Origin of the sequence: Agromyces zhanjiangensis (assembly GCF_040496055.1) — a bacterium.
In the GTDB taxonomy this organism is placed as follows: Bacteria; Actinomycetota; Actinomycetes; order Actinomycetales; family Microbacteriaceae; genus Agromyces; species Agromyces zhanjiangensis.
This window is the reverse complement of record NZ_JBEPKB010000004.1, coordinates 346,939-369,498: the sequence shown is the minus strand read 5'-3', so window position 1 is coordinate 369,498 and position 22,560 is coordinate 346,939. Positions and strand designations below refer to the sequence as shown.

The 22,560-nt window shown below is 71.8% G+C and carries 21 protein-coding genes; 11 read left to right on the top strand and 10 right to left on the bottom strand.

The window, feature by feature from the left end:
- Positions 1-81: 81 nt before the first annotated feature.
- From ABME02_RS10855 to ABME02_RS10840, 4 genes are read left to right on the top strand one after another with little or no spacing between them, the layout of a single operon-like run.
- A complete protein-coding gene (locus ABME02_RS10855) occupies positions 82-1,110 on the top strand; it encodes a carbohydrate ABC transporter permease (RefSeq protein WP_436408254.1) in 1,029 nt (342 codons plus the stop codon).
- On the top strand, positions 1,107-2,024 hold the full coding sequence (locus ABME02_RS10850; protein WP_353815322.1) for a carbohydrate ABC transporter permease: 918 nt from the start codon (positions 1,107-1,109) through the stop codon (positions 2,022-2,024). Before ABME02_RS10855 ends, ABME02_RS10850 begins: the two co-directional genes overlap by 4 nt.
- Entirely contained in the window at positions 2,021-3,502 is a 1,482-nt protein-coding gene (locus ABME02_RS10845; RefSeq protein ID WP_353815321.1) for a GH1 family beta-glucosidase, read from the top strand. The genes ABME02_RS10850 and ABME02_RS10845 overlap by 4 nt, the downstream gene beginning before the upstream one ends.
- 60 nt (positions 3,503-3,562) lie before the next feature.
- A complete protein-coding gene (locus ABME02_RS10840; RefSeq protein WP_353815320.1) occupies positions 3,563-4,588 on the top strand; it encodes a LacI family DNA-binding transcriptional regulator in 1,026 nt (341 codons plus the stop codon).
- A gap of 178 nt (positions 4,589-4,766) precedes the next feature.
- On the opposite strand, the gene ABME02_RS10835 is transcribed toward ABME02_RS10840, so the two are convergent.
- Genes ABME02_RS10835 through ABME02_RS10825 form a run of 3 tightly spaced genes read right to left on the bottom strand, consistent with a single transcriptional unit; the run spans position 4,767 to position 8,892 of the window.
- The gene (locus ABME02_RS10835; RefSeq protein WP_353815319.1) at positions 4,767-5,681 is read right to left on the bottom strand and encodes a DNA-methyltransferase; all 915 of its coding nucleotides are present in this window, start codon (positions 5,679-5,681) and stop codon (positions 4,767-4,769) included.
- A 35-nt stretch (positions 5,682-5,716) separates the two neighbouring features.
- Positions 5,717-7,447: an amidohydrolase gene (locus ABME02_RS10830; protein ID WP_353815318.1), complete on the bottom strand. Its 1,731-nt coding sequence runs from the start codon at positions 7,445-7,447 to the stop codon at positions 5,717-5,719.
- Entirely contained in the window at positions 7,444-8,892 is a 1,449-nt protein-coding gene (locus ABME02_RS10825) for an APC family permease (RefSeq protein ID WP_353815317.1), read from the bottom strand. The genes ABME02_RS10830 and ABME02_RS10825 overlap by 4 nt, the downstream gene beginning before the upstream one ends.
- A 123-nt stretch (positions 8,893-9,015) precedes the next feature.
- On the opposite strand from ABME02_RS10825, the gene ABME02_RS10820 reads away from it, so the two are divergent.
- Together ABME02_RS10820 and ABME02_RS10815 are read left to right on the top strand one after the other, a co-directional pair.
- Positions 9,016-9,642 carry a TetR/AcrR family transcriptional regulator gene (locus ABME02_RS10820; RefSeq protein ID WP_353815316.1) on the top strand — a complete coding sequence of 209 codons (627 nt, stop codon included), beginning with the start codon at positions 9,016-9,018 and terminating at the stop codon, positions 9,640-9,642.
- Positions 9,643-9,761: 119 nt separating this feature from the next.
- Positions 9,762-10,265: a hypothetical protein gene (locus tag ABME02_RS10815; RefSeq protein ID WP_353815315.1), complete on the top strand. Its 504-nt coding sequence runs from the start codon at positions 9,762-9,764 to the stop codon at positions 10,263-10,265.
- Between the two features lie 69 nt (positions 10,266-10,334).
- Here ABME02_RS10815 and ABME02_RS10810 read toward each other — a convergent pair whose 3' ends face one another.
- On the bottom strand, positions 10,335-10,655 hold the full coding sequence (locus tag ABME02_RS10810; protein ID WP_353815314.1) for a hypothetical protein: 321 nt from the start codon (positions 10,653-10,655) through the stop codon (positions 10,335-10,337).
- A 113-nt stretch (positions 10,656-10,768) separates the two neighbouring features.
- On the bottom strand, positions 10,769-11,818 hold the full coding sequence (gene lplAB, locus ABME02_RS10805; RefSeq protein ID WP_353815313.1) for a lipoate-protein ligase LplAB: 1,050 nt from the start codon (positions 11,816-11,818) through the stop codon (positions 10,769-10,771).
- 90 nt (positions 11,819-11,908) lie between these two features.
- On the opposite strand from lplAB, the gene ABME02_RS10800 reads away from it, so the two are divergent.
- Positions 11,909-12,571, top strand: coding sequence for a histidine phosphatase family protein (locus ABME02_RS10800; protein ID WP_353815312.1), 663 nt, complete (start codon positions 11,909-11,911; stop codon positions 12,569-12,571).
- Between the two features lie 21 nt (positions 12,572-12,592).
- On the opposite strand, the gene ABME02_RS10795 is transcribed toward ABME02_RS10800, so the two are convergent.
- The 4 genes from ABME02_RS10795 to ABME02_RS10780 are packed head-to-tail and all read right to left on the bottom strand — an operon-like array spanning position 12,593 to position 17,060.
- Entirely contained in the window at positions 12,593-13,441 is an 849-nt protein-coding gene (locus ABME02_RS10795) for an alpha/beta fold hydrolase (RefSeq protein ID WP_353815311.1), read from the bottom strand.
- Positions 13,442-13,501: 60 nt separating this feature from the next.
- Positions 13,502-14,347: a transglutaminase family protein gene (locus ABME02_RS10790; RefSeq protein WP_353815310.1), complete on the bottom strand. Its 846-nt coding sequence runs from the start codon at positions 14,345-14,347 to the stop codon at positions 13,502-13,504.
- The gene (locus tag ABME02_RS10785; RefSeq protein ID WP_353815309.1) at positions 14,344-15,273 is read right to left on the bottom strand and encodes an alpha-E domain-containing protein; all 930 of its coding nucleotides are present in this window, start codon (positions 15,271-15,273) and stop codon (positions 14,344-14,346) included. Before ABME02_RS10785 ends, ABME02_RS10790 begins: the two co-directional genes overlap by 4 nt.
- Positions 15,267-17,060, bottom strand: coding sequence for a circularly permuted type 2 ATP-grasp protein (locus ABME02_RS10780; RefSeq protein WP_353815308.1), 1,794 nt, complete (start codon positions 17,058-17,060; stop codon positions 15,267-15,269). Before ABME02_RS10780 ends, ABME02_RS10785 begins: the two co-directional genes overlap by 7 nt.
- 112 nt (positions 17,061-17,172) lie before the next feature.
- Here ABME02_RS10780 and ABME02_RS10775 point away from each other — a divergent pair, with 112 nt between their 5' ends.
- From ABME02_RS10775 to ABME02_RS10765, 3 genes are all read left to right on the top strand, one after another.
- Entirely contained in the window at positions 17,173-17,634 is a 462-nt protein-coding gene (locus ABME02_RS10775) for a MarR family winged helix-turn-helix transcriptional regulator (RefSeq protein WP_353815307.1), read from the top strand.
- A 5-nt stretch (positions 17,635-17,639) separates the two neighbouring features.
- Positions 17,640-19,109, top strand: coding sequence for an MFS transporter (locus ABME02_RS10770; protein ID WP_353815306.1), 1,470 nt, complete (start codon positions 17,640-17,642; stop codon positions 19,107-19,109).
- Between the two features lie 180 nt (positions 19,110-19,289).
- The gene (locus ABME02_RS10765; RefSeq protein ID WP_353815305.1) at positions 19,290-20,933 is read left to right on the top strand and encodes a M28 family peptidase; all 1,644 of its coding nucleotides are present in this window, start codon (positions 19,290-19,292) and stop codon (positions 20,931-20,933) included.
- A 55-nt stretch (positions 20,934-20,988) separates the two neighbouring features.
- Here the strand turns inward: ABME02_RS10765 and ABME02_RS10760 are convergent, their stop codons facing one another.
- The gene (locus ABME02_RS10760) at positions 20,989-21,996 is read right to left on the bottom strand and encodes a LacI family DNA-binding transcriptional regulator (protein ID WP_353815304.1); all 1,008 of its coding nucleotides are present in this window, start codon (positions 21,994-21,996) and stop codon (positions 20,989-20,991) included.
- Positions 21,997-22,124: 128 nt separating this feature from the next.
- Here ABME02_RS10760 and ABME02_RS10755 point away from each other — a divergent pair, with 128 nt between their 5' ends.
- Positions 22,125-22,559, top strand: coding sequence for an L-rhamnose mutarotase (locus tag ABME02_RS10755; RefSeq protein ID WP_353815303.1), 435 nt, complete (start codon positions 22,125-22,127; stop codon positions 22,557-22,559).
- Position 22,560: the final 1 nt, after the last annotated feature.

Below are 22,560 nucleotides of genomic sequence, written 5' to 3'. Positions count from 1 at the left end.
GGGGGGGGGGGCGCCGCGCCCGCCCCCCCCCCCCCCGCCTCCCCGCCCCCGCCGCATCCATCCACCCGATACGGAGCCATCGTGACCTCGACGCAGACGCGCCCGATCGTGTCGGCACCCGAGCCCGAACGGGCCGAGCCGGCATCCCGCCCGGTCCGCGTGCTCGGCTTCCGCCAGCACCTCAGCCGGTGGGACCTGAAGTTCTCGCCGTACCTCTACATCTCGCCGTTCTTCATCATGTTCGCCGTCGTGGGCCTCTTCCCGATCGGCTACACGGCGGTCATCTCGCTCATGGACTGGGACCTCGTCCGCAACTCCGGCGAGTTCATCGGCCTCGACCAGTACGCCTGGATCCTGCAGAACCCGCAGTTCTGGACGGCGCTGCGCAACACGTTCAGCATCTTCCTGCTCTCGAGCGTGCCGCAGCTCATCGCCGCGATCTTCATCGCCGCGATGCTCGATCGCAACATCCGGGCGAAGACGTTCTGGCGCATGAGCGTGCTCGTGCCCTTCGTCATGGCGCCCGTCGCGGTCGCCCTCATCTTCAGCAACATGTTCGGCGACGTCCACGGCCTCGTGAACGGCGTCCTCACCGACCTCGGCCTGCCCGCCGTCCCCTGGCACAAGGACCCGTTCTGGAGCCACGTCGCCATCGCGACGATGGTCAACTTCCGCTGGACGGGCTACAACACGCTGATCCTCCTCGCCGCGATGCAGGCGATCCCCCGCGACTACTACGAGGCGGCCACCGTCGACGGCGCCGGGCCGTTCCGCCAGTTCCTCAGCATCACGCTCCCCTCGCTCAAGGCGACGCTGATCTTCGTCATCATCACCTCCACGATCGGCGGCCTCCAGATCTTCGACGAGCCGCGCATGTTCGACAACACCGGTGAGGGCGGCCCCGCGCAGCAGTGGCTCACGATCACGCTCTTCCTCTACAACATCGGCTGGGGCGAGTGGAACTTCGGCCGCGCGGCCGCACTGGCGTGGATCCTCTTCCTCATCATCCTCGTGATCGGCCTGATCAACCTCGCGGTGACCCGGGCCCTCGTCCGCGACGAGGGCGGGCGCAGCCCGAAGGCCAAGAAGCAGAAGGGAGTGCGCGCATGAGCTCCCTGAACTCGCCCGCCGCCCTGTCCATCGTCGAATCGAGCATCCCCGAGACGCCCCGGCGAACGCACAACCGGACGACCCGCATCAAGGGCCGACGGGCGGGCCTCTGGGTGTACGTCGGCCTGGGCGTGGTGTTCATCGCCTCGCTGTTCCCGTTCTACTGGTCGTTCCTGATCGGGTCGGGCGACTCGTCGACCATCAACGATCCGAACTTCTCCTGGCTGCCCGGCGGCAACTTCATCGCGAACGCGCAGACGGTGGTGAACGACCCGGCCGTGAACTTCTGGCCCGCACTGTGGAACTCGATCTACAGCTCGGCGCTCATCGCGGCGGCCGTGGTCGTCACGTCGACGCTGGCGGGCTGGGCGTTCGCCAAGCTCCACTTCCGCGGCTCGAAGCCCCTGCTCGTGTTCGTGGTCGCCACCATGGCCGTGCCCATGCAGCTCGGCGTCGTTCCGCTCTACATCCTGTTCGCCGACCTCGGCTGGACCGGTCAGATCGGCGCGATCATCATCCCGGCGATCACGAGCGCGTTCGGGGTGTTCTGGATGACGCAGTACCTCCGCCAGGCCGTGCCCGACGAGCTGATCGAGGCGGCCCGCGTCGACGGGGCCTCGATGATCCGCACCTTCTGGACGATCGGCGTCGTCGCCGCCCGCCCGGCCGCGGCCATGCTCGGCCTCTTCACCTTCGTCACGGCGTGGAACAACTTCTTCTGGCCGTTCATCGTGCTCGACCGCCGCGACCCGACCCTCCCCGTCGCGCTCTCGCTCCTGCAGTCCAACCACTTCGTGGACTACTCGATCGTGCTCGCGGGCGTGCTGCTGTCGACCATTCCCCTCCTCCTGCTGTTCGTCGTCGCCGGCAAGCAGCTCGTCTCAGGAATCATGCAAGGAGCCGTCAAGGGATGACCACCATCCAGCCCATCACCTCCGCGACGCCGGATGCCGCGACCGCGACCGCGCCGGCGGCCCTCCGCCGCTTCCCCGAGGGCTTCCTCCTCGGCGCCGCCGCCGCCGCCTACCAGATCGAGGGCGCCGCCCACGAGGACGGCCGCACCGACTCGATCTGGGACGCCTTCAGCCGCGTGCCCGGTGCGGTGGTCGACGCCGACAACGGGGACGTCGCGTGCGACCACTACCACCGCTACCGCGACGACGTCGCGCTCATGCGGGAGCTCGGCCTCGACACCTACCGGTTCTCGACCTCCTGGTCGCGGGTGCACCCCGACGGCGGGCCCGTGAACCCGAAGGGCGTCGACTTCTACTCGCGCCTCGTCGACGAGCTCCTCGAGCAGGGCATCCTGCCGTGGCTCACGCTGTACCACTGGGACCTGCCGCAGGCGATCGAGGAGCAGGGCGGCTGGACGAATCGCGACACCGCGTACCGCTTCCGCGACTACGCGCTCACGATGCACGACGCGCTCGGCGACCGCGTGAAGGTGTGGACGACGCTCAACGAGCCGTGGTGCTCGTCGTTCCTCAGCTACACGGCGGGCGCGCACGCGCCGGGCCGCCAGGACGTCGGAGCGGGGCTCCGCGCCGCCCACCACCTGATGCTCGGCCACGGGCTCACCGTGCAGTCGCTCCGCGAGCGCGACGCGTCGCTCGATCTCGGCATCACGCTGAACCTCACGGTGGCCGAACCCGTCGACCCCGAGCACCCCGGCGACGTCGACGCGGCCCGCCGCATCGACGGGCAGTTCAACCGGGTCTTCCTCGACCCGATCTTCCGCGGCCACTATGCCGGCGACCTCCTGGCGGACGTCGGCCACCTCGGCCTCCGCGACGCGATCGAGCCGGGCGACCTCGAGGTCATCTCCGCTCCGATCGACGCGCTCGGCGTGAACTACTACCACGGCGAGTACGTGAGCGACCGCCCCGCCGCGGAACCGCTCGAGGGCCAGGCGCCCACCGATCGCCCGACCCGGTCCCCGTTCCCGGCCGCCGACGGCGTGCACTTCCACTCGCAGGGCCTGCCGCGCACCGTCATGGGCTGGGAGGTCCAGCCCGACGGGCTCCGCGAACTGCTCGGACGCGTGCACCGCGAGTACACCGGCCCCGCCGGCGTGCGCCTGTTCGTGACCGAGAACGGCGCGGCCTACGACGACGAGGTGGCGGCGGACGGCGCCGTGCACGACGCCGAGCGCACCGGCTTCCTGCTGGGTCACCTCGACGCCGTCCTCGACGCGATCGGGGAGGGGACGCCCGTGCACGGCTACTTCTACTGGTCGATCCTCGACAACTTCGAGTGGGCGTGGGGCTACGACAAGCGATTCGGCCTCGTCCGCGTCGACTACGAGACCCAGGAACGCACGATCAAGGACAGCGGCCTCGCCTACCAGCGGGTCATCCGCGAGCGCGGTCTGCCCGCGGCATCCACGCGTTGAGCGACCGACGAACGCGCCTCGGACCGACGCACCATCACTGCCGGAAATAGACTGAGCAGCATGCAGGGGGCAACCGGGACCGGGGCGCGTTCGTCCGCGCCGACCCTCGAGATGGTCGCTCGCGAGGCGAACGTGTCGCGCGCGACGGTCAGTCGCGTCGTGAACGGCTCGCCCAAGGTCTCGCCCGAGGTGACGCGCGCCGTCACCGCGGCGATCGCGAAGCTCAACTACGTGCCCAATCGCGCAGCGCGCTCGCTCGCGAGCCGCACGTCCGGAGCGATCGCGCTCGTCGTGCCCGAGGACACGACCCGGTTCTTCGGCGACCCGTACTTCGCGGCGATCGTGCAGGGCATCACGCGCCGACTCGACGACAGCGAGTACCTGCTCAACCTGCTGCTCTCGACGAGCGACCCGAACCGGAAGACCGTGCGCTACCTCCGCTCGGGTGTCGTCGACGGCGCGCTCGTCGTCTCGCACCACGAGGGCGACCACTCGCTGCACGAGGCCGCGCACGAGATGCCCATGGTGTTCGGTGGTCGCCCGCCGAACATCGCCGACGACGACATCTTCGTCGACGTCGACAACCTCGAGGGCGGGATGACGGCGACCGAGCGACTCATCGCGATCGGGCGCAAGCGCATCGGCACCATCACGGGTCCCCCCGACATGCCCGCGGCGGTCGACCGCCTCGCGGGCTTCCGCCGCTCGATGGAGACCGCGGGCCTGCCGGCGGACGCGGTCGAGCAGGCGGACTTCTCGGTCGCCAGCGCGGTCGCCGCCACGCGGCGCCTGCTCGACCGCGAGCCCGACCTCGACGGGCTGTTCGTCGCGAGCGACCTCATGGCGACCGGCGCGCTCGCGGTGCTGCGCGAACGCGGCCGGAGCGTGCCCGACGACGTGGCCGTGGTCGGCTACGACGACAGCCCGGCCGCGACCTCGTCGGCCATCCCGCTCACGACGGTCTACCAGCCGTCGGAGGAGATGGGCTACATGATGGCCGACCTCCTGCTGCGGCTGCTCGCCGGCGAGGACGTGCCGCACCGCAACATCATGCCGACGCGGCTCGTGCGCCGCGCGTCGGCGTAGCGCCGTTCGGCCCCGGAGCTGCTCGGGCCACCGCGGCCGTGTCTCCTCGCACTCGAAGTGAGGTTTCTGTGGCGGAGCGGGCTTCGAGAATCGCCTCAGACGCAGAAACCTCACTTGGAGTGAGCGCGGGCGCGGGCGCGGGCGGGCGGACGCGGGCGGACACGGGCGGGCGGGCGCGTCAGGCGTCGAAGCGGATGCCCGGGGCATCCGCGAACCGGCGTCGCATGACCTCGATGGCGTCGGCGTGCTCGTCGACGAGGACGAAGCGACGGCCGAGCGAGCGCGCCACGGCGCCGGTCGTGCCCGACCCGGCGAACGCGTCGAGCACCCAGTCGCCCGGCCGGCTCGAGGCCTGCACGATGCGGCGCAGCACGCCCTCGGGCTTCTGCGTCGGGTAGCCCGTCTTCTCACGGCCCGTCGGGGAGACGATGGTGTGCCACCAGACGTCCGTCGGCAGCTTGCCGCGTGCCGCCTTCTCGGGCGTGACGAGCCCCGGCGCCATGTACGGCTCGCGATCGACCGCCTCGGAGTCGAAGAAGTACGCCTCCGGATCCTTCACGTAGACGAGGATCGTGTCGTGCTTGGTCGGCCAGCGCCGCTTCGACTTCGCGCCGTAGTCGTACGCCCAGATCAGTTCGTTGAGGAAGCACTCGCGCCCGAACAGCGCGTCGAGCAGCACCTTCGCGTAGTGCGCCTCGCGGTAGTCCAGGTGCAGGTAGAGCGTGCCGTCGTCGGCGAGCAGCCGCCACGCCTCGACGAGCCTCGGCTCGAGGAAGCCCCAGTAGTCGTCGAACCGGTCGTCGTAGCGGAGCAGGTCGCCGCGGATCCGCTCGTAGCGGTTGCCGGCGAAGCCGGTCACCGAGAGGCGGCGCGGCGGCGCCGGCTCGGCGACGTCGTCGCGGTCGGTGACGGATGCCCCGGCCGCGGCATCCGCCCCGCCCCGCCGCACGTGGCGCAGCGACTGCCGCGCCTGCGACCGGCCCGTGTTGAACGGCGGGTCGAGGTAGACGAGCGTGAACCGGCCGTCGGGGAACGATCGCAGCACGTCGAGGTTGTCGGCGTGGATGACGCGATCGGGTTCGTCGGCGGACACCGCTCAAGTCTGCCAGCGCTCCCCGACGGCGCGGTTCAGTGGACGTGCACGTGTTCGTCCGGGGCGTGCGCCCCCGAGGCGACGGGGTCGTCCGCGGCGAAGCCGCCCACCGCGTCCGCCACGGCGCCTGCGGAGTGCACGACCCGCCCGCCGACGACGGTCAGTTCGGCATGCTCGGCGAGCAGCCCGGCCGTCTCGTGCGCGTGGTCGTACAGGTCACCCGACCACACGACGAGGTCGGCGTCCATGCCCGGGGCCAGCCGGCCGCGCGACGACTCCAGGTGCCAGGCGCGGGCGCCGTCGGCCGTGTACGCCTCGAGGGCCCGATCGAGGCTCACGCGCTCGGGCGCCGTCCACGCCGCAGCGCCGTCGAGCCCCGCGCGCGTCGCGGCGGAGTAGAGCCCGACCAGCGGGTCCATCTCCCCCACCTGCCAGTCGCTCGAGAACGCGACCGTGGCGCCGGAGTCCATGAGGCTCCGGAACCGCCACGCCCGGCTCCAGCGCTCTTCGCCGACGTTCGCCATCCACGTGCCGGCGACGAGGTCGGGCGAGCAGTGCCGCGGCTGCATCGCGGCCGTCACACCCAGCGCGGCGAACCGCGGCAGGTCGTCGGGGTGCAGGCACTCGACGTGCACTATCCCGTGCCGGCGGTCCACCGTGCCGTTGGTGCGCGCCGCCTGCTCGATCGCGTCGAGCGCGAGGCGGATGCCGCCGTCGCCCGTCGCGTGCGTGTGGGTCTGGAACCCCAGGCGGTCGAGCTCGGTGACGACGCCGACGAGCTCCCGCCCGGCGTCGCCGGAATAGGACGGCCGCCCGCGCACGCCCGGCCGGTTCGCGTAGTCCTCGAGCATGAGCGCGGTGTGCGGCTCGATGACGTCGTCGGCGTACAGCTTCAGCGGACCGAGCCGGAGGAACCCGTCGGCGTCCGGCTCGGCGGCCGTGCGGTCGACGGCGTCGCGGAGCTCGGCCCGGAACGCGGCATCCGCACCGACGGGATGGAACAGCGCCGCGATCACGCGCGAGGTGAGCACGCCCTCGGCGAGCGCGCGCTCGAAGAGCGGCAGCTCGGCGAGCGGCACCTGGGGCTCGACGACGGTCGTGATGCCGAGCGAGGTCGCCATCCGCATGCTGCCCCGCAGCTTCCGGTACCGCCGCTCGGGCGAGTACATCGGGATGTCGCGCTGCAGGGCCGCGAGGCCGGCGACCGTCATCGCGCTCGTGTAGAAGTCCGTCACCCAGCCGGTCGCGGTGCCGGCGGGGTCGCGTTCGGCCCTGCCCCACGCGAGGTCGCCGCCGCCGGCGACGCCGAGGGCGCGCAGCGCGTTCGCGTCGAGCCAGACCGAGTGCTGGTCGTAGGTCGTGACGAACACGGGCCGGCCGAGCGGATCGAGCCCGGCGAGGTCGTCGGCGTTCGGCCGGCGACCCTCGACGATCGAGTACACGGCGTTCTCGGCGCAGATCCACGCGAGGTCGGGCCGGCGGGCGGCGAACGCCGCGATGCGCCGGCGGACCTCGGCGAGCGAGGTCGCACCCTCGAGCGAGACGGCGTCCTCGTCGAACCCGAGGAGCAGGTGGTTGTGGCTGTCGATCACGCCTGGCGTGACGAGCCGACCGGCGGCGTCGACCGTGCGGGATGCCCGGGGTGCGTCGGCGACGTCGCCGACCCAGGCGATGCGGCCGTCGGCGACCCCGACGGCGCCCGCCCACGGGACCCTCGGGTCGAAGGTCCGCACGCGCGCCCCGGTGATGAGGAGGTCGAGGCTCACTTCGCGGGCTCCCACTCGTCGTCCTCGGCCGCGAGCAGGTGCGCGGTGCCGGGGTTCCGGCGCAGGTACAGGGCGTAGTACGCGAAGCCCGCGACCACGATGCCGATCGCGATGCCGAGGCTGGCCCACTGCGCGGGGTCGAGCACGCCGATGACGAAGATCGCCGCGATCGCGATGAGCGCGACGACCGGGGCGAGCGGGTGCAGCGGCATGCGGAACGTGCCCGTCACGTCCTCGCCGGCGCGCGCCGCGGCATCCGTCTGGCGACGCACGACCAGTGCGGCGAGCGCGATGAAGCCGTAGCTGAAGGCGAGCGTCGACCCGGTGGCGTTCAGGAGCACGTCGAACGGGATGAAGCAGGCGGCGAGTGCGAGCACGCCCATGACGACGGTGGCCGCGACCGGCATCCGCGTGGCCGGCGAGATCGTCGCGAGCGGCCGGGCGACGGGCTCGGGCAGGGCGCGGTCGCGTGCGGCGGCGAAGAGCAGCCGGCCCGACTGCAGCGCGATCGCGATGATGGCGTTGACGATGGCGAGCGCGACGGCGACGAGCACGACGATCGTGATCGCGTCGCCCGAGCGTGCGGAGAGGAAGGTCTCGACCGGCAGCGCCGCACCGAAGAGGTCCTCGAGCGAGTCGGCGCCGAGCAGGATGGCGGTGAGCGGCACGAGTTCGGCGACGACCGTGATGACGGCGCTCCAGATGACCGCGCGGGCGATCGAGCGGCGGGCGTTGCGCGTCTCCTCGGCGAAGTAGATGGCCCCGCCGTAGCCGTTGTACGAGAAGATTCCCTGCGTGATCGCCAGGACGAGGCCGGCGATGCCGAGCGGGGCGAGCCCGCCGGTGGCGGCGTCCAGCGCCTGCGGGTCGAGCAGGTCGGTGATCGGGCGCTCCACGTGCACGAGGCCGAGCACGGCCAGGAGGGCGAGGGCGGCCATCTCGACGACGAGGAAGGCGCCGGTGACCCACGCGTTCGCGCGGATGTTGAAGCACGCGGTGACGGTGGCGAGCGCGATGACCACGATCGCCGTCCACAGCGGGTCGAGGCCGACGATCGCGACGCCGAGGTAGTCGGCGACGCCGAGCGCGAAGATCGCGACGATGAGCGGCAGCGTCACGAGGCTGATGAGGAACACCGCGGCGCCGGACGCCGGGCCGAGCACCCGGCTGACGAGCGAGTAGTCGCCGCCGGCGATCGGATGCCGCGAGCCGAGCTCGGCGTAGCAGTACGCGATGAGCAGGCTGATCACGCCGGCGAGCGCGAAGCCCCAGAAGACGCCGGTGCCGTAGGTGGCCAGGGCGGCGCCGCCGAGGATGAAGACGCTGGACGCGGGCGAGATGCCGGACAGCGTGATGAGCACGTTGCCGCCGACGCCGAGCGTACGCGAGAGCTTCGCGCCGTGCGTCGTCGTGGCGGCGGTGTCGAGGGTGGGCGGTGTGGTCATGTCGGTCTCTCTTCGTCGGGAGCACGTCGTGTTCCGGGGGCGATGACGCTGGTCACCCAGTTATTTGACACTAGCGTCAATGAACTCGACGAGTGTGGCAGGGCGATCGGCTAGTGTCAAGGAATGGCTCGACCGCGCAACCAGCGGGCCCGCCGCGACGCGCTCATCCAGGCGACGTACGACGCCGGGCACCGGCACGGGCTCCGGTCCCTCTCGCTCACCGACGTCGCCGCGCACGCGGGGCTGACGCGCGGCGCGATCCTCTACTACTACGAGGACCTCGACGCGCTGCTCGTCGAGGCGCACGCCGCCGGCATCGAGCGCTTCTGCGACGCCCGCGACGCCCGCATCGCCGAGCTCGACGACCCGGGCGAACAGCTCTCCGCCGCCATCGAGGGCGGACTGCCGAGCGGGCCCGACGACGCGCTCATGAGCCTGCTCTACGAGTTCGACGTGCTCGCCGGCAAGTCGGCGCTCCACGACGAACTCGTGCAGAAGCTCTACCTCCGCCAGCTCGACACCTACCGGCGGATCTTCCGAGCGGGGCGCGAGAGCGGGACGTTCACCCCCCGGCTCGACGACGACCGGCTCGCGATGACGTTCGTCGCACTCGAGGACGCGTACGGCCTGCACATCGTCGGCGGCAACGCACTCATGACCGTGGAGACGGCGTCGGCCGCGATGCGCGCCGTCGCGGGCGACCTCGGCTGCCCGGCCGTCCCGACCGAGGCCGGCGCGACCGCACGGTGACCGGCGCACGGGGCCGCCGGTCGAAGGTCCCGGTCGACCCCGACCGGCTCGCCCTACGCTGATCGCGCGGCGATGGGCGCTCGGCGGCGCCGACTCGGGGAGCGATGGGGAACGGGACGATGCGCGCGTTGGTGGTGTACGAGACGATCTGGGGCAACACGGGCGCCCTGGCCGAGGCGGCGGCCGAGGGGCTGCGCGGCAGCGCAGGCGTCGAGCGGGTCGACCTCGTGACCGCGACCGAGGCTCCGGCCGCGATCGATCCCGAGATCGACCTCGTGATCGTCGGCGGACCGACCCACGCGTTCTCGATGTCGACCGCGTCGACCAGGAACAACGCACGCCAGCAGGGCGCGACCGAGATCCCCGCCAAGGGCATCCGCGAATGGATCGACGAACTCGCCCCGCCGTCCTCGGCGATCGCGGTCGCGACGTTCGACACGCGGACCGTCAAGCCTCGCCTGCCCGGGTCGGCCGCGAAGAAGGCGATGAAGGCGCTCGTCGCGAAGGGCTTCCGGCCGGTCGATGCGCCGAAGACCTTCGGCGTGCACGGCTACTCGGGCCCGATCGCCGACGGCGAGCTCGAGCGCGCGCGGGACTGGGGCTCGACGCTCACTGACGCGTAGCGGGCGTCGCGGCATCCGCCTGCCGACCCCGTGCACCGTGGACGCGGCGGCCGATCGACGATGCCGGGGTCAGCGTTCGACGTCGAGCCGGATGCGACCGCGGAACCGGTCGGGATCGTCGTCATCGGCGTCGGCCGCCGCGAAGGCGATGCCCTTGTCGCCGTCGCCGGGGACGGGCGCGGGAACGGGCAGCCGCGCCTGGCGGTCGACCTCGACCTGCGCCTCGTACTTGCGCGGCGCGAAGACCTCGTCGCCGATCATCATGACGGCGGAACCGCTCGGCTTGCCCGTCTTGGTCTTGTCGGACAGGTCGATCCACCCCTTGCGCACCGCGATCGCGCCGAACGCGATCGCCGCGCCGGCGATGATGACGATCATCCACCAGTCCACCCGGCGATTGTAGACGCCCTGACTCCGCCTCACGTTCAGGGCTTCCACAGGCCCGCGCGTTCGGGCGGCCCGCAGGCCGGCGACGGCACGCCCGCCGGGCCCGACCGCGCACCTCAGGGGACGCGCTGCAGCCAGTCCTCCGTCGAGAACTTCGACGCGACGAGCGCCTCGGCCTCGGCGAGCTCGTCCTCGGTGACCGAGCCGGGCGTCGCGCCGTAGAGCCCCGCGAACGTCTCCTTGAGCCGGTCGATGATCTCGGCGCGCGCGAGGCCCGTCTGCGACCGCAGCGGGTCGACGCGCTTGGCCGCCGAGGCGATGCCCTTGTCGCTGAGCTTCTCGCGCCCGATGCGCAGCACCTCGAGCATCTTCGCGTTGTCGAGGTCGTACGCCATCGTCACGTGGTGCAGCACGCCGCCGGAGCCCAAGCGCTTCTGTGCCGCACCGCCGATCTTGCCGGCCGGGCTCGCGATGTCGTTGAGCGGCTGGTACGTCGCCTCGATGCCGAGCGAACGCAGGCCCTGCAGCACCCAGTCGTCGAGGAACGCGTACGAGTCCGCGAAGCTCATGCCCTGCACGAGCTCGGCCGGCACGTACAGCGAATAGGTGACGACGTTGCCCTTCTCCATCATCATCGCGCCGCCCCCCGAGATGCGGCGGACCACGTCGAACCCGTACCGGGCCGCGCCATCCGGGTCGACCTCGTTCCGCACCGACTGGAACGAGCCGATCACGACCGCCGACTCCTCCCATTCCCAGAACCGCAGGGTCGGCTTGCGCCGGCCCTCGCCGACGCGTGTCGCGAGCACCTCGTCGAGCGCGAGGTGCACCCGCGGCGGCACGGCCGGGTCGTGCACGATCTCCCACTCGTAGTCCGACCAGGTCCGGGCATCCGTGATCGCGCGGCGGACCGCCACGGCGATCGCCTCGGCCGAGAACCCGAGCATCACGGCGTCGGGACGCAGCCCCTTCGCGATCGCGGCCGCGATCTGCTTGGCATCGGATGCCGCGGGCAGGCCGTCGAGCGCCCGGTCGAGGTCGCCCAGCGCCTCGTCGGGTTCGAGGAAGAAGTCGCCCGCGACGCGCGCGTTCCGGATCGCCCCGTCGACGAGGTCGAAGTCGACGACCACGAGCTTGCCGCCGGGAACCTTGTACTCACCGTGCATGCCCCCAAGCCTACGGATCCCGCGGCGGCGCGCACCCGGGGCGTAGGCTCGGCCACGGAGCATCCGTCCGGCTGCGAGGGGGACGCCGAGATGACCACGCTGTACCTGGCACGACACGGCGAGACCGTGTGGCACGGCGAGCACCGCTACGCGGGCTCGTCCGACATCGAGCTCACCGGGCACGGGCTCGCCCAGGCCGACGAGCTCGCCGAGTGGGCGTCGCGCGCGCGGCTCTCGGCGGTCGTCTCGTCGACGCTCAGCCGCGCGCGGCTCACCGCCCAGCCCGCAGCCGACGCCGCGGAACTCGAGCTGCGCACCGACCCGCGCCTCGTCGAGATCGACTTCGGCGCCGGCGAGGGCCTCGGACCGAGCGAGCTCGCCGAGCGGATGCCCGCCGAGTGGGCCGCGTTCGAACGCCACCCCGCGAGACAGCCGCTCCCCGGCGGCGAAGCGGGGGTCGAGGGCATCGCCCGCGCGAAGCCCGCGCTGCAGGAGCTCGTGGACGAGTTCGGCATCGGGCCGGGCACGGTCGGCGGGTCGGCGGCCTCCCGCCAGGGCGACCGCGTGCTCGTCGTGATGCACGGCACGCTCATGCGGCTGCTGCTGTGCGACTGGCTCGGCATCGACCCCGACCGCTACCGCGACCTGTTCCCCGAGGTCGAGAACTGCGGGCTCACGCCCGTGCGGTTCGAGCTGCTCGAGGGGCGGATGCAGCCGCGGCTCATCGGGTTCAACCTGCCGACGGCGCGCTGACGCGGCATCCGTCGACCGGTCTCAGTCGACCGCGAAGCGCTCGTCGAGCCAGCGGATGAGGTCGCCGCGGACCTCCTCCTGGTTCGTCTCGTTGAAGATCTCGTGCCGGGCTCCGTCGTAGACCGTGAGCGTGACGTCGGCGAGGCCGCCGCGCGCGGCGTAGGCCGTCGCGAGCTTCAGCGCGCTCTTCTCGCCGCCCAGCGAGTCGTCGGAACCGACCATGATGAGCAGCGGCAGCTCGTCGGGGAGGTTGCGCCCGGGGCGGCCGAGCAGGCGGGCCGCCTCGATGAGCCCGAAGAGCTGCTGCAGCGGCACCGCGGTCGTGTACGGGTCGGCCACGAACGCCTCGGCGACCGCCGGGTCACGCGAGAGCCACTCGAGGCCCGTGGTCCCGAGGTGCCGATGGCGGCGGTTCAGGTCGCCCGAGTTCATGTGGATCGGCGTGCGGTACGCGGTGCCCGTGAGCACCACCGCGTCCCAGTCGTCGGGGTGCCGCTCCAACAGGATCTGCGCCATCAGCGACCCCCACGAGTGCCCGAGGAGCACGAGCGGCACCTCGTCGCCCTCGGTCTCGCGGATGATCCCGGTGAAGAGGTGCACGTCGTGGATCGCCGCACGCAGCCCGCCCGGCCCGAGCCGACCCATCCGGTCGAGGTCGCCGCCGTGCTGCTCGAAGCCGGTCTGGCCGTGCCCGCGGTGGTCGTCGGCCCAGACGGAGTACCCGGCCGAGTTCAGCGCCTCGACGAGCGCGCCGTAGCGGCCGATGTGCTCGCCCACGCCGTGCACGAGCTGCACGACCGCGACCGGGTCTGGCACGCGCCAGGACTCGTAGTGGATTCGCACGCCATGCGGGTCGGTGAACGTCGGCATGCGCTCATCCTCGCAGGCCCGGGCGACCGAGCGTCGGGACTCGCGGTCGGGACGCCCGCGTCAGGACTCGCGGGTCACCTCGACCGAGACGAACAGCTCGGACGACGACGGGCCCGCGTACACCCCGCGGAGCGGGGCGACGTCGGCGTAGTCGCGGCCGCGGCCGACGAGCACGTGCAGCTCGCCCACTTCGGCGAGGTTGGTCGGGTCGTACCCGCGCCACGTGCCGGCGAACCACTCGACCCACGCGTGCGACTCCCCCGTCACGGTGGCGCCGACGGGTGCGTCGCGGTCGGGGTGCAGGTACCCGGAGGCGTACCGCGCCGGGATGCCGACCGAGCGCAGCGCGCCGACCGCGAGGTGCGCGATGTCCTGGCAGACCCCCTTGCGCTCGGCCCACGCCTCGCGGGCCGTCGAGTTCACGCCGGTCACGCCCGTCACGTACTGGACGGCGTCGCCGACGGCACGCGAGATCTCGAGCGCGGTCTCGCCGACCGGCATGCCCTCGGCCGCGATCTCCGCGGCGAGCGCGGCGACCTCGGACGGCGGCTCCGTGGCATCCGTCTGCGTCGTGTACTCGGTGAACGGCACGCTGGACGCGCGGATCGCGGCCAGTTCGTCCCACGTCGGCTCCGGCCCGCGGCCCGGCAGCGGCCGCACCTCGACGACGCTCGTCGCCGTGACCGAGAGCTCACGGTGCGGGGTCAGCACCTCGAACGTCGACACGCGCGTGCCCCAGTAGTCGAGGTAGGCGTGCTGCGTGGCGCCGGGCCGGATGTCGAGGCTCGCGTGCAGCACGAACTGCTCGCCGCCGGAGTGCGGGAGCATCCGCGCCTCGTTGTACGACGCGGTGGCCTCCTCGGCGTAGGCGAACCCGGTGCGGTGGACGATGCGGAGCCGACTCATGAGACCTCCCCGATCCAGACCGGCACGACGCTCGTCGGGAAGTAGCGCTGCCGGATCGCGTCGCTCGCCGCCGACACGACCTCCTGGACGCGTTCCATGTTCCCGGCCAGGTCGAACAGGATGTCGCCGATCGGCCGGTACTCGAGCTCGGAGCGGATCTGCCCGAGCAGCCGCTGCGCCTGGTCGGTCACCCCGACGCGACCGGCCCGCGGGTCGATCTCGCGGAGCGATTCCTCGGCCCGGATGACGCTCGAGATGATCGAGCGCGGGAACAGCCGGTCGAGCAGCAGGAACTCCGCCGCCGAGAGCGTCGACGGCACGCCGCGATAGCTCCGGAGGTAGGCCTCGTAGCCGCCGCAGCTGCGGAGGATCGTCGTCCAGCTCGGGCCGCTCGCCTCGGTGAGCGATCGCGTCGCGAGCAGGCGCGCGGTCATGTCGGCGCGCTCGATCGAGCGGCCGAGGTTGAAGAAGTGCCAGGCCTCGTCGCGACTCGAGGCCGAGTCGACCACGCCGATGGCGAGTGCGGCCCGGTCGCGCACCCAGCGGAAGAACTCGTGGGTCTTGTCGGATGCCACGTGCCGCGGCATGCGCGCATACGTGTGGTTCAGCGCCTCCCACAGCTCGGTCGACACGATCTCGCGCGCGCGGCGCGCGTTCTCGCGGGCCGCGATGACCGAGTGGGCGATGGAGGCCGGATGGTGCGGGTCGACGGCGAGGAGCGCGATCACGTCCTGCGGCCCGAGCGCGACGTCCTCGTTCGGCTCGCTCCCCATGACCGCGAGGAGCGCGCGGCACGCGGAGTCCTCGTCGATCCAGGGGTCCTCGAGGAGGAGCTGGAGGTGCACGTCGAGGATGCGCGCGGTGCCGTCGCTGCGCTCGATGTAGCGGCCGATCCAGAACAGGCTCTCGGCGATGCGGCTCAGCATGACGGCACCTCCGGTCGGGTGTGCGGGATCGGTGGACCCTGCTGCTGTTGCTGCTGCTGCTGTTGCTGCTGCCGGACCGGGGCATCCTCGTCCTGCGGGGAGGACTCGGGCCGGTGTCCGCGGTGGTGCACGGCCTGCTCGACCTCGGCGATCGGGCTGGTGGCGTTCGCCGTGGCGTTCGCGATCCCCGTCGCCGTGGTGGGCGTGCTCGCGATGCCGGTCGCCTGGTCGGCGACGATCGTGCCGACGCGGCCGCCGGCACCGTGGACGGTGCCGATCACCTCGGGCCGCGGGCTGGGCACGAGGCCCGCGATCGGCCCGGTCGTGACCGAGTCGTCGAGCACCCACGTGTCCTTCGACCCGCCGCCCTGGCTCGAGTTCACGACGAGCTGCCCCTCGGGCAGCGCGACCCGCGTGAGTCCGCCGGGCAGCACCCACACGTCGTCGCCGTCGTTCACGGCGAACGGCCGCAGGTCGGCGTGCCGGGGGCGCATGCCGTCCTCGACGAGCGTCGGGAGCGTCGAGAGCTGCACGACCGGCTGGGCGATCCAGCCGCGCGGGTCCTGGAGCAGTCGGCCCCGCAGTTCGGCGAGGGTCGACTTCGAGGCGTCCGGCCCGACCACGAGGCCCTTGCCGCCCGACCCGTCGACGGGCTTCACGACGAGCTCGTCGAGGCGGTCGAGCACCTCGGCGAGCGCCTCCGGCTCCTCGAGCCGCCAGGTGTCGACGTTCGGCAGGATCGGCTCCTCGTCGAGGTAGTACCTGATGAGGTCGGGCACGTACGTGTAGACGAGCTTGTCGTCGGCGACGCCGTTGCCGACCGCGTTCGCGATCGTGACGTGACCGAGGCGCGCCGCGAGCATGAGGCCGGGCGCGCCGAGCACGGAGTCGGGACGGAACTGCTGCGGGTCGAGGAACTCGTCGTCGACGCGCCGGTAGATCACGTCGACGCGCGTCGGACCCGCTGTCGTCCGCATCCAGACGCGCCCGCCCGAGCAGAACAGGTCGCGGCCCTCGACGAGCTCGACGCCCATGAGCCGGGCGAGGAGCGTGTGCTCGTAGTAGGCCGAGTTGTAGACGCCTGGCGTGAGCACGACCACCGTCGGGTCGTCCACTCCCTCGGGCGCGCTCGCGCGGAGCGCCTGGAGGAGGCGGTTCGGGTAGTCGCCGACCGGGCGCACGCGCATCGAGGTGAAGAGTTCCGGGAGCGTCTGCGCCATGACGCGTCGGTTCGAGATGACGTAGCTGACGCCGCTCGGCACGCGGACATTGTCCTCGAGCACGCGCCAGTCGCCGCGCTCGTCGCGGATCACGTCGATGCCGGCGACGTGGATGCGCACGCCGTTCGCGCTCTCGATCCCGGCCGCCTGCCGGTGGAAGTGGTTCGACGAGCTGATGAGGGCGGCCGGGATCACCCCGTCGCGCACGGCGTCCTGCCGGCCGTAGATGTCGCCGAGGAAGCGTTCGAGCGCACGCACGCGCTGCGCGACGCCCGCCTCGACGACGTTCCATTCGCTCGCCGCGATGACCCGTGGGACCGCGTCGAGGGGGAACGGCCGCTCCTCGCCGGCGAAGTCGAAGGTGACGCCCTGCGCGAGGTAGCTGCTCGCGAGCGCGTCGGTTCGGCCGCGGAGCTCGTCCTGCGTCATTCGGGCGAGGGCCGGGTACAACTCGCGATACGGCTCGCGCACGGTCACGGCGTCGGCGGGGAACATCTCGTCCCACGGTCGGGCGCGAGCCCGCTTGCGCGATCGCGTCGCCGCGTACCCGTCGAAGAGGCTTCCCATGCGCCTACGCTTCCAGCCCGGTGTTTCAGGCCGGTTACCGACACGCGTCGGGCCGGAATCGACCGGAGTCCATGCGGAATCATTAGGCACGCTAATTTGTTATGCTAACGATGTGACTGACACCTCCGCCCAGGCGCCCCCACGCGTGCGACGCTCCACCCTCGCGGAGCAGAGCACCGAGCTCCGTCTCGCGGTCATGCGGCTCGCCCGTCGCATCCGCCAGGAGCGCGCCGACGCCGAGCTCAGCGCGACGCAGTACGCCGCGCTCGCCTGGACCGCGAGCGAGGGCCCGCTGACGCCCGGCCGCCTCGCCGAGCTCGAGCGAGTCACTCCCCCATCCATGAACCGCACGGTGAACTGCCTCGTCGACTCGGGCCTGCTCGTCCGCGAGGGCTCGCCCGACGACGGCCGCAAGGTCCTGCTCCGCACGACCGACGAGGGCGAGGCCATCGTCCGCGAGACCCGACGCCGTCGCGACGCCTGGCTCGCCAAGCGGTTCGCCGCCCTGACCCCCGACGAGCGCGACACGCTCGCCGCCGCCACCGACATCCTCAGGAGGCTCACCGACCAGTGAGATCCATGTTCCGTTCCCTCGCCTCCGTCGACTACCGCATCTGGTTCATCGGCGCGCTCGTCTCGAACATCGGCGCGTGGATGCAGGCCACGGCCCAGAGCTGGGTCGTGCTCACCGAGCTCACCGACAACGACGCGCTCGCGGTCGGCATCACGATGGCGCTGCAGTTCGCGCCGCAGCTGCTGCTCGTGCCCGTGACCGGCCTCATCGCCGACCGCTTCGAGCGCCGGAAGATCCTGATGTTCACGCAGTCGGCGCTCATGGTGCTCGGCCTCGCACTCGGGCTCCTGCTGATCCTCGGACACGCGGAACTGTGGCACCTCTACGTCTTCGCCGGCCTCCTCGGCATCGTGAACGCCGTCGACATCCCCGCCCGCCAGACGTTCGTCGCCGACCTCGTCTCGTCGTCGAACATGTCGAACGCGGTCGCCCTCAACTCGGCGTCGTTCAACGCGGCGCGCATGATCGGCCCGGCGCTCGCGGGCGTGCTCATCGTGCTCGTCGGCACCGGGTGGGTCTTCGTCATCAACGCGGTCACGTTCATCGCGGTCCTCGTCGCGCTCGCGAAGCTGAAGCGCTCGAACCTGCGACGGATGCCGCGGGCACCCCGCGAGCGGGGCGCGTTCGTCGCGGGCTTCAGGTACGTGGCCGGGCGCCCCGACCTCGTGGTCGTGTTCGTGATGGTGTTCCTCGTCGGGGCGTTCGGCATGAACTTCCCGATCTTCTCCTCGACGATGGCGGTCGAGTTCGGCCGTGGCGCCGGAGAGTACGGCCTGCTGTCGTCGATCCTCGCGATCGGGTCGCTGACCGGCGCGCTGCTCGCCGCCAAGCGCGAGCGGGCCCGCATCCGCGTCATCATCGGCGCGGTCGCCTTCTTCGGCATCGCAGCGACGGTCTCCGCGGTCATGCCGTCGTACTGGTTGTTCGCGGCCTCGACCGTCTTCATCGGCTTCACGGTCGTGACCATGCTGACCACCGCGAACGGCTACGTCCAGACCACGACCGACCCGCTGCTCCGCGGCCGGGTGATGGCCCTGTACATGGCGATCCTGTCGGGCGGCACGCCGATCGGCGCCCCCATCGTGGGCGCCGTCGCGAACGCCTGGGGGCCCCGGTGGGCGCTGGGCGTGGCCGCCGCGGCAGCGGGCATCGCGGCACTGGTCGGCCTCGGCTGGCTGATCGCCGCGCGCGGCCTGCGCGTCGTGCGCCATCCGGTGGGCGGGCGGATGCCGCGCTTCGCGCTCTCCTACGCGGCGGCGCCGACCGCGGCGATCGCCGTGCCGATCACGCGGCCCGTCGAGCTCCCGACGACCAGCACGTCGCCGATCGACCTGGTCGCATCGACCACCCCGATCGAACTGCCTGACATCCCTCCGGTCGAGGTGCCCGACGGCCGGCACACGGCGCGGCGGCCGGCGGCTGCGTCCGCAGCCCCACCGCGCAGCCGACCAGCTGCGCAACGATCCGGCGCCTGACGACGATCTCCTGCGCCTCAGCGGCCTGAGCGCGCAACGGCACGCGCGTCCCCTGTCCACCCCTTGACCTTCTCCGCTCGCCGGGAAAAGGTGAGTCGATCCGGCTTCGCTACGCCGGCGACGCCGGACGTCCCGGACGGCACCGTGCCCCCGGTTCTGACCACCCCCATGGAGAGACCCGTGCGAAGAAGAACTCGGAATGCCACGTTCGCCGCGGTCGCCGCCACCGCGGCGATCGCACTGACCGCGACCGGAGCCCAGGCTGCGGTACCGACGAACACGACCGCGCTGCAGGACGCCGTCACCTCCGACGGCATCATGGCGCACCTGGCGGAGCTGCAGGCCATCGCCGACGCCAACGGCGGCACGCGCGCGAGCGGCACGCCCGGCTACGGCGCGTCGATCGACTACATCGAGGGCGTCCTCGATGCCGCCGGCTACATCACGACCAGGCAGGACTTCACCTTCAACTCGTTCACCGAGCTGAGCGACGCCGAGATGGACCGCGTCTCGCCCGATCCGACGTCGTACGTGCTCTTCGAGGACTTCGTCACGGCCGAGTACTCGGGCAGCGGCGACGTCACCGCGCCGCTCGAGGCGGTCGACCTCGTGCTGCCGCCGGGTTCCTCGGCGAACACCTCGTCGAGCGGGTGCGAGGCCTCCGACTTCGACGGGTTCACGGCCGGGAACATCGCGCTCGTCCAGCGCGGCACGTGCAACTTCTCCCTCAAGGCGGAGAACGCGTACGACGCGGGCGCGAGCGGCGTGATCATCTTCAACGAAGGCCAGGACGGCCGGCAGGAGACCCTGAACGCGACCCTCGGCGATGCCTTCTCCGACCCGATCCCGGTCGTCGGCACCTCGTTCGCGATCGGCGACGAGCTGGCCTCGCTCCTCGCCTCCGGCGAGGTCGTGATGCACCTGAAGACCGACACGCTCATCGAGCTCGACGTGCCGACGCAGAACCTCATCGCGCAGACGCCGACCGGGCGCACGGACCGCGTCATCATGGCCGGCGCGCACCTCGACTCGGTGTCGAGCGGCGCGGGCATCAACGACAACGGCTCGGGCTCCGGTGCGATCCTCGAGACCGCGCTGCAGATGGCGGAGCTCGGCATCCAGCCGCGCAACGCCGTGCGGTTCGCCTGGTGGGGCGCCGAGGAGGCCGGGCTGCTCGGGTCCCAGTTCTATGTCGACTCGCTCTCGAAGCAGCAGGCGAACCGGGTCGAGCTCTACCTGAACTTCGACATGGTCGGCTCGCCCAACTACGCGAACTTCGTCTACGACGGCGACGGTGACGCGTTCGGCATCAAGGGCCCGAGTGGCAGCGACGACATCGAGCACCTCTTCTCGGACTTCTTCGAGTCGATCGGCGTCGCCTCCGAGCCGACGGCGTTCGACGGGCGCTCGGACTACGACGCCTTCATCTCCGCCGGCATCCCGGCGGGCGGCCTCTTCACCGGGGCCGAGGGTGCGAAGACGGCCGAGCAGGTCGGGCTCTACGGCGGCCTCGCCGAGTTCGACGGCCAGCCGGTGTCGTACGACCCGTGCTACCACCAGGCCTGCGACAGCCTGGACCCGATCGGCGACGGCGCGGACGCCGAGCTGTACGAGGCGCTGAACGCCGCGTACGGTGGCGCGCTCGAGTACGAGGGCGCGATCAGCAACGTCAACCAGCAGGGCCTCGGCGACATGGCGGACGCCATCGCGCACGCGGTCCTCACCTACGCGATGTCGACGTCGTCCGTGAACGGCACGGCGAAGGCCTCGTCGAAGGCGGCGGAGAAGGCCGGCGACCACCTGGGCGCCCACCTGTTCCGCTGACCCGCGGCTGAACCGTTCGGCCCTCCCGCATCCGGTGCGGGAGGGCCGAACCGCGTCAGCGCCCGCTCGACTCCCTCACGACGAGCTCGGGCTGGAACTGCACCTGTTCGGGGTCGAAGCCGGCCCCGTCGCGGGCCTCGCGGAGCAGGAGGTCGACCGCGGTGTAGCCGATGAGCCAGGCGGGCTGGCGGATCGACGAGAGCGGCACGACGGCGGCCTGCGCGAAGTCGATGTCGTCGTAGCCGATGAGCGCGATGTCGTGAGGCACGCGAACGTCGCCGAGCATGATGAGCGCCTGCAGCACGCCGACGGCGAGCAGGTCGTTCGCGCAGAAGACCGCGTCGGGCCGGTGCTCGGGCGCGCGTTCGCGAAGCGCCTCGCCCGCCGCACGCCCCTCGAGCACCGTGGTGCCGGAGGTCTCGACGACCTCGAGCGTGACGCCCGGCGTCTCGGCGGCGGCGCGCCGGGCGCCCTCGAGACGGTCGGCGACCTGGCGGATCGACGACGGTCCGCCGACGAACGCGATGCGCCGACGGCCGGACTCGACGAGGTGGCGGACGGCCATCGCTCCGCCGACGACGTCGTCGACCGCGACCGACGAGAAGCGCCGGTCGGGCGCCTCACGGTCGACGAGCACGACGGGCACGCCGCGCGAGCGCGCGCGCTCGAGCCGCGGCAGGTCGTCGGAGCGCGGTGAGATGAGCACGCCGTGCACGCGCTGCTCCTCGAAGAGGTCGAGATAGGCGCGCTCGCGATCGGGGTTGTCGTCGCTGTTGCCGAGCAGGATCGTCATGCCGTCCTCGGCCGCGCGATCCTCCGCGCCGCGGGCGACATCCGTGAAGAAGGGGTTGCGCACGTCGAGCACGACGAGGCCGATCGACCGGCTGCGGCCGGCCCGCAGCTGGCGGGCGGCGTCGTTGCGCACGAAGCCGAGCTCCTCGATCGCCGCGAGCACGCGGGAGACCGTCTCGGGTGCGACCTTCTCGGGTCGGTTCAGCACGTTCGAGACCGTGCCGACCGAGACGGATGCCGCGGCCGCGACCTCGCGCACGCTGACTGCCATCGGACTCCCCTCCGCGTCGGAGTCTACGAGGCGGACGCCGGGATCACGCGGGAAGACGTATTCCACTTGCGCACACCGCGCTGGTGATTTATTGTTGAAACGATTCACGACGAACGGAGAGCTCGACGATGAGCACTGGCACCACGCAGCGGGTCTGCTTCCAGCTGCAGGTCGACCCCGCTCGCCTCGACGAGTACCGCGAGCGGCACGCCGCGGTCTGGCCCGACATGCTCCGGGCCATCGAGGCATCCGGCCGACGCAACTACTCGCTCTTCCTCCGCGACGACGGCCTCCTCATCGGCTACTACGAGGTCGACGACGACGACGCGGCCCAGGCCTCCCTGGCGAACGACCCCCGCACCGCCCCGTGGGAGACCGAGATGGCCGGGTTCTTCGTCGCGCTCGACGGCGCCCGGCCCGACCAGGGCGCCCCCCGGCTCCCCGAGGTGTTCCACCTCGAAGACCAGCTCGCCGCGATCGACGCCGACGCGGCATCCGCACCCGGCGCAGGCGCCGGCCCCGCGGCATCCGGCACCACCCGCACAGAAAGCAGCGAACAGTGAG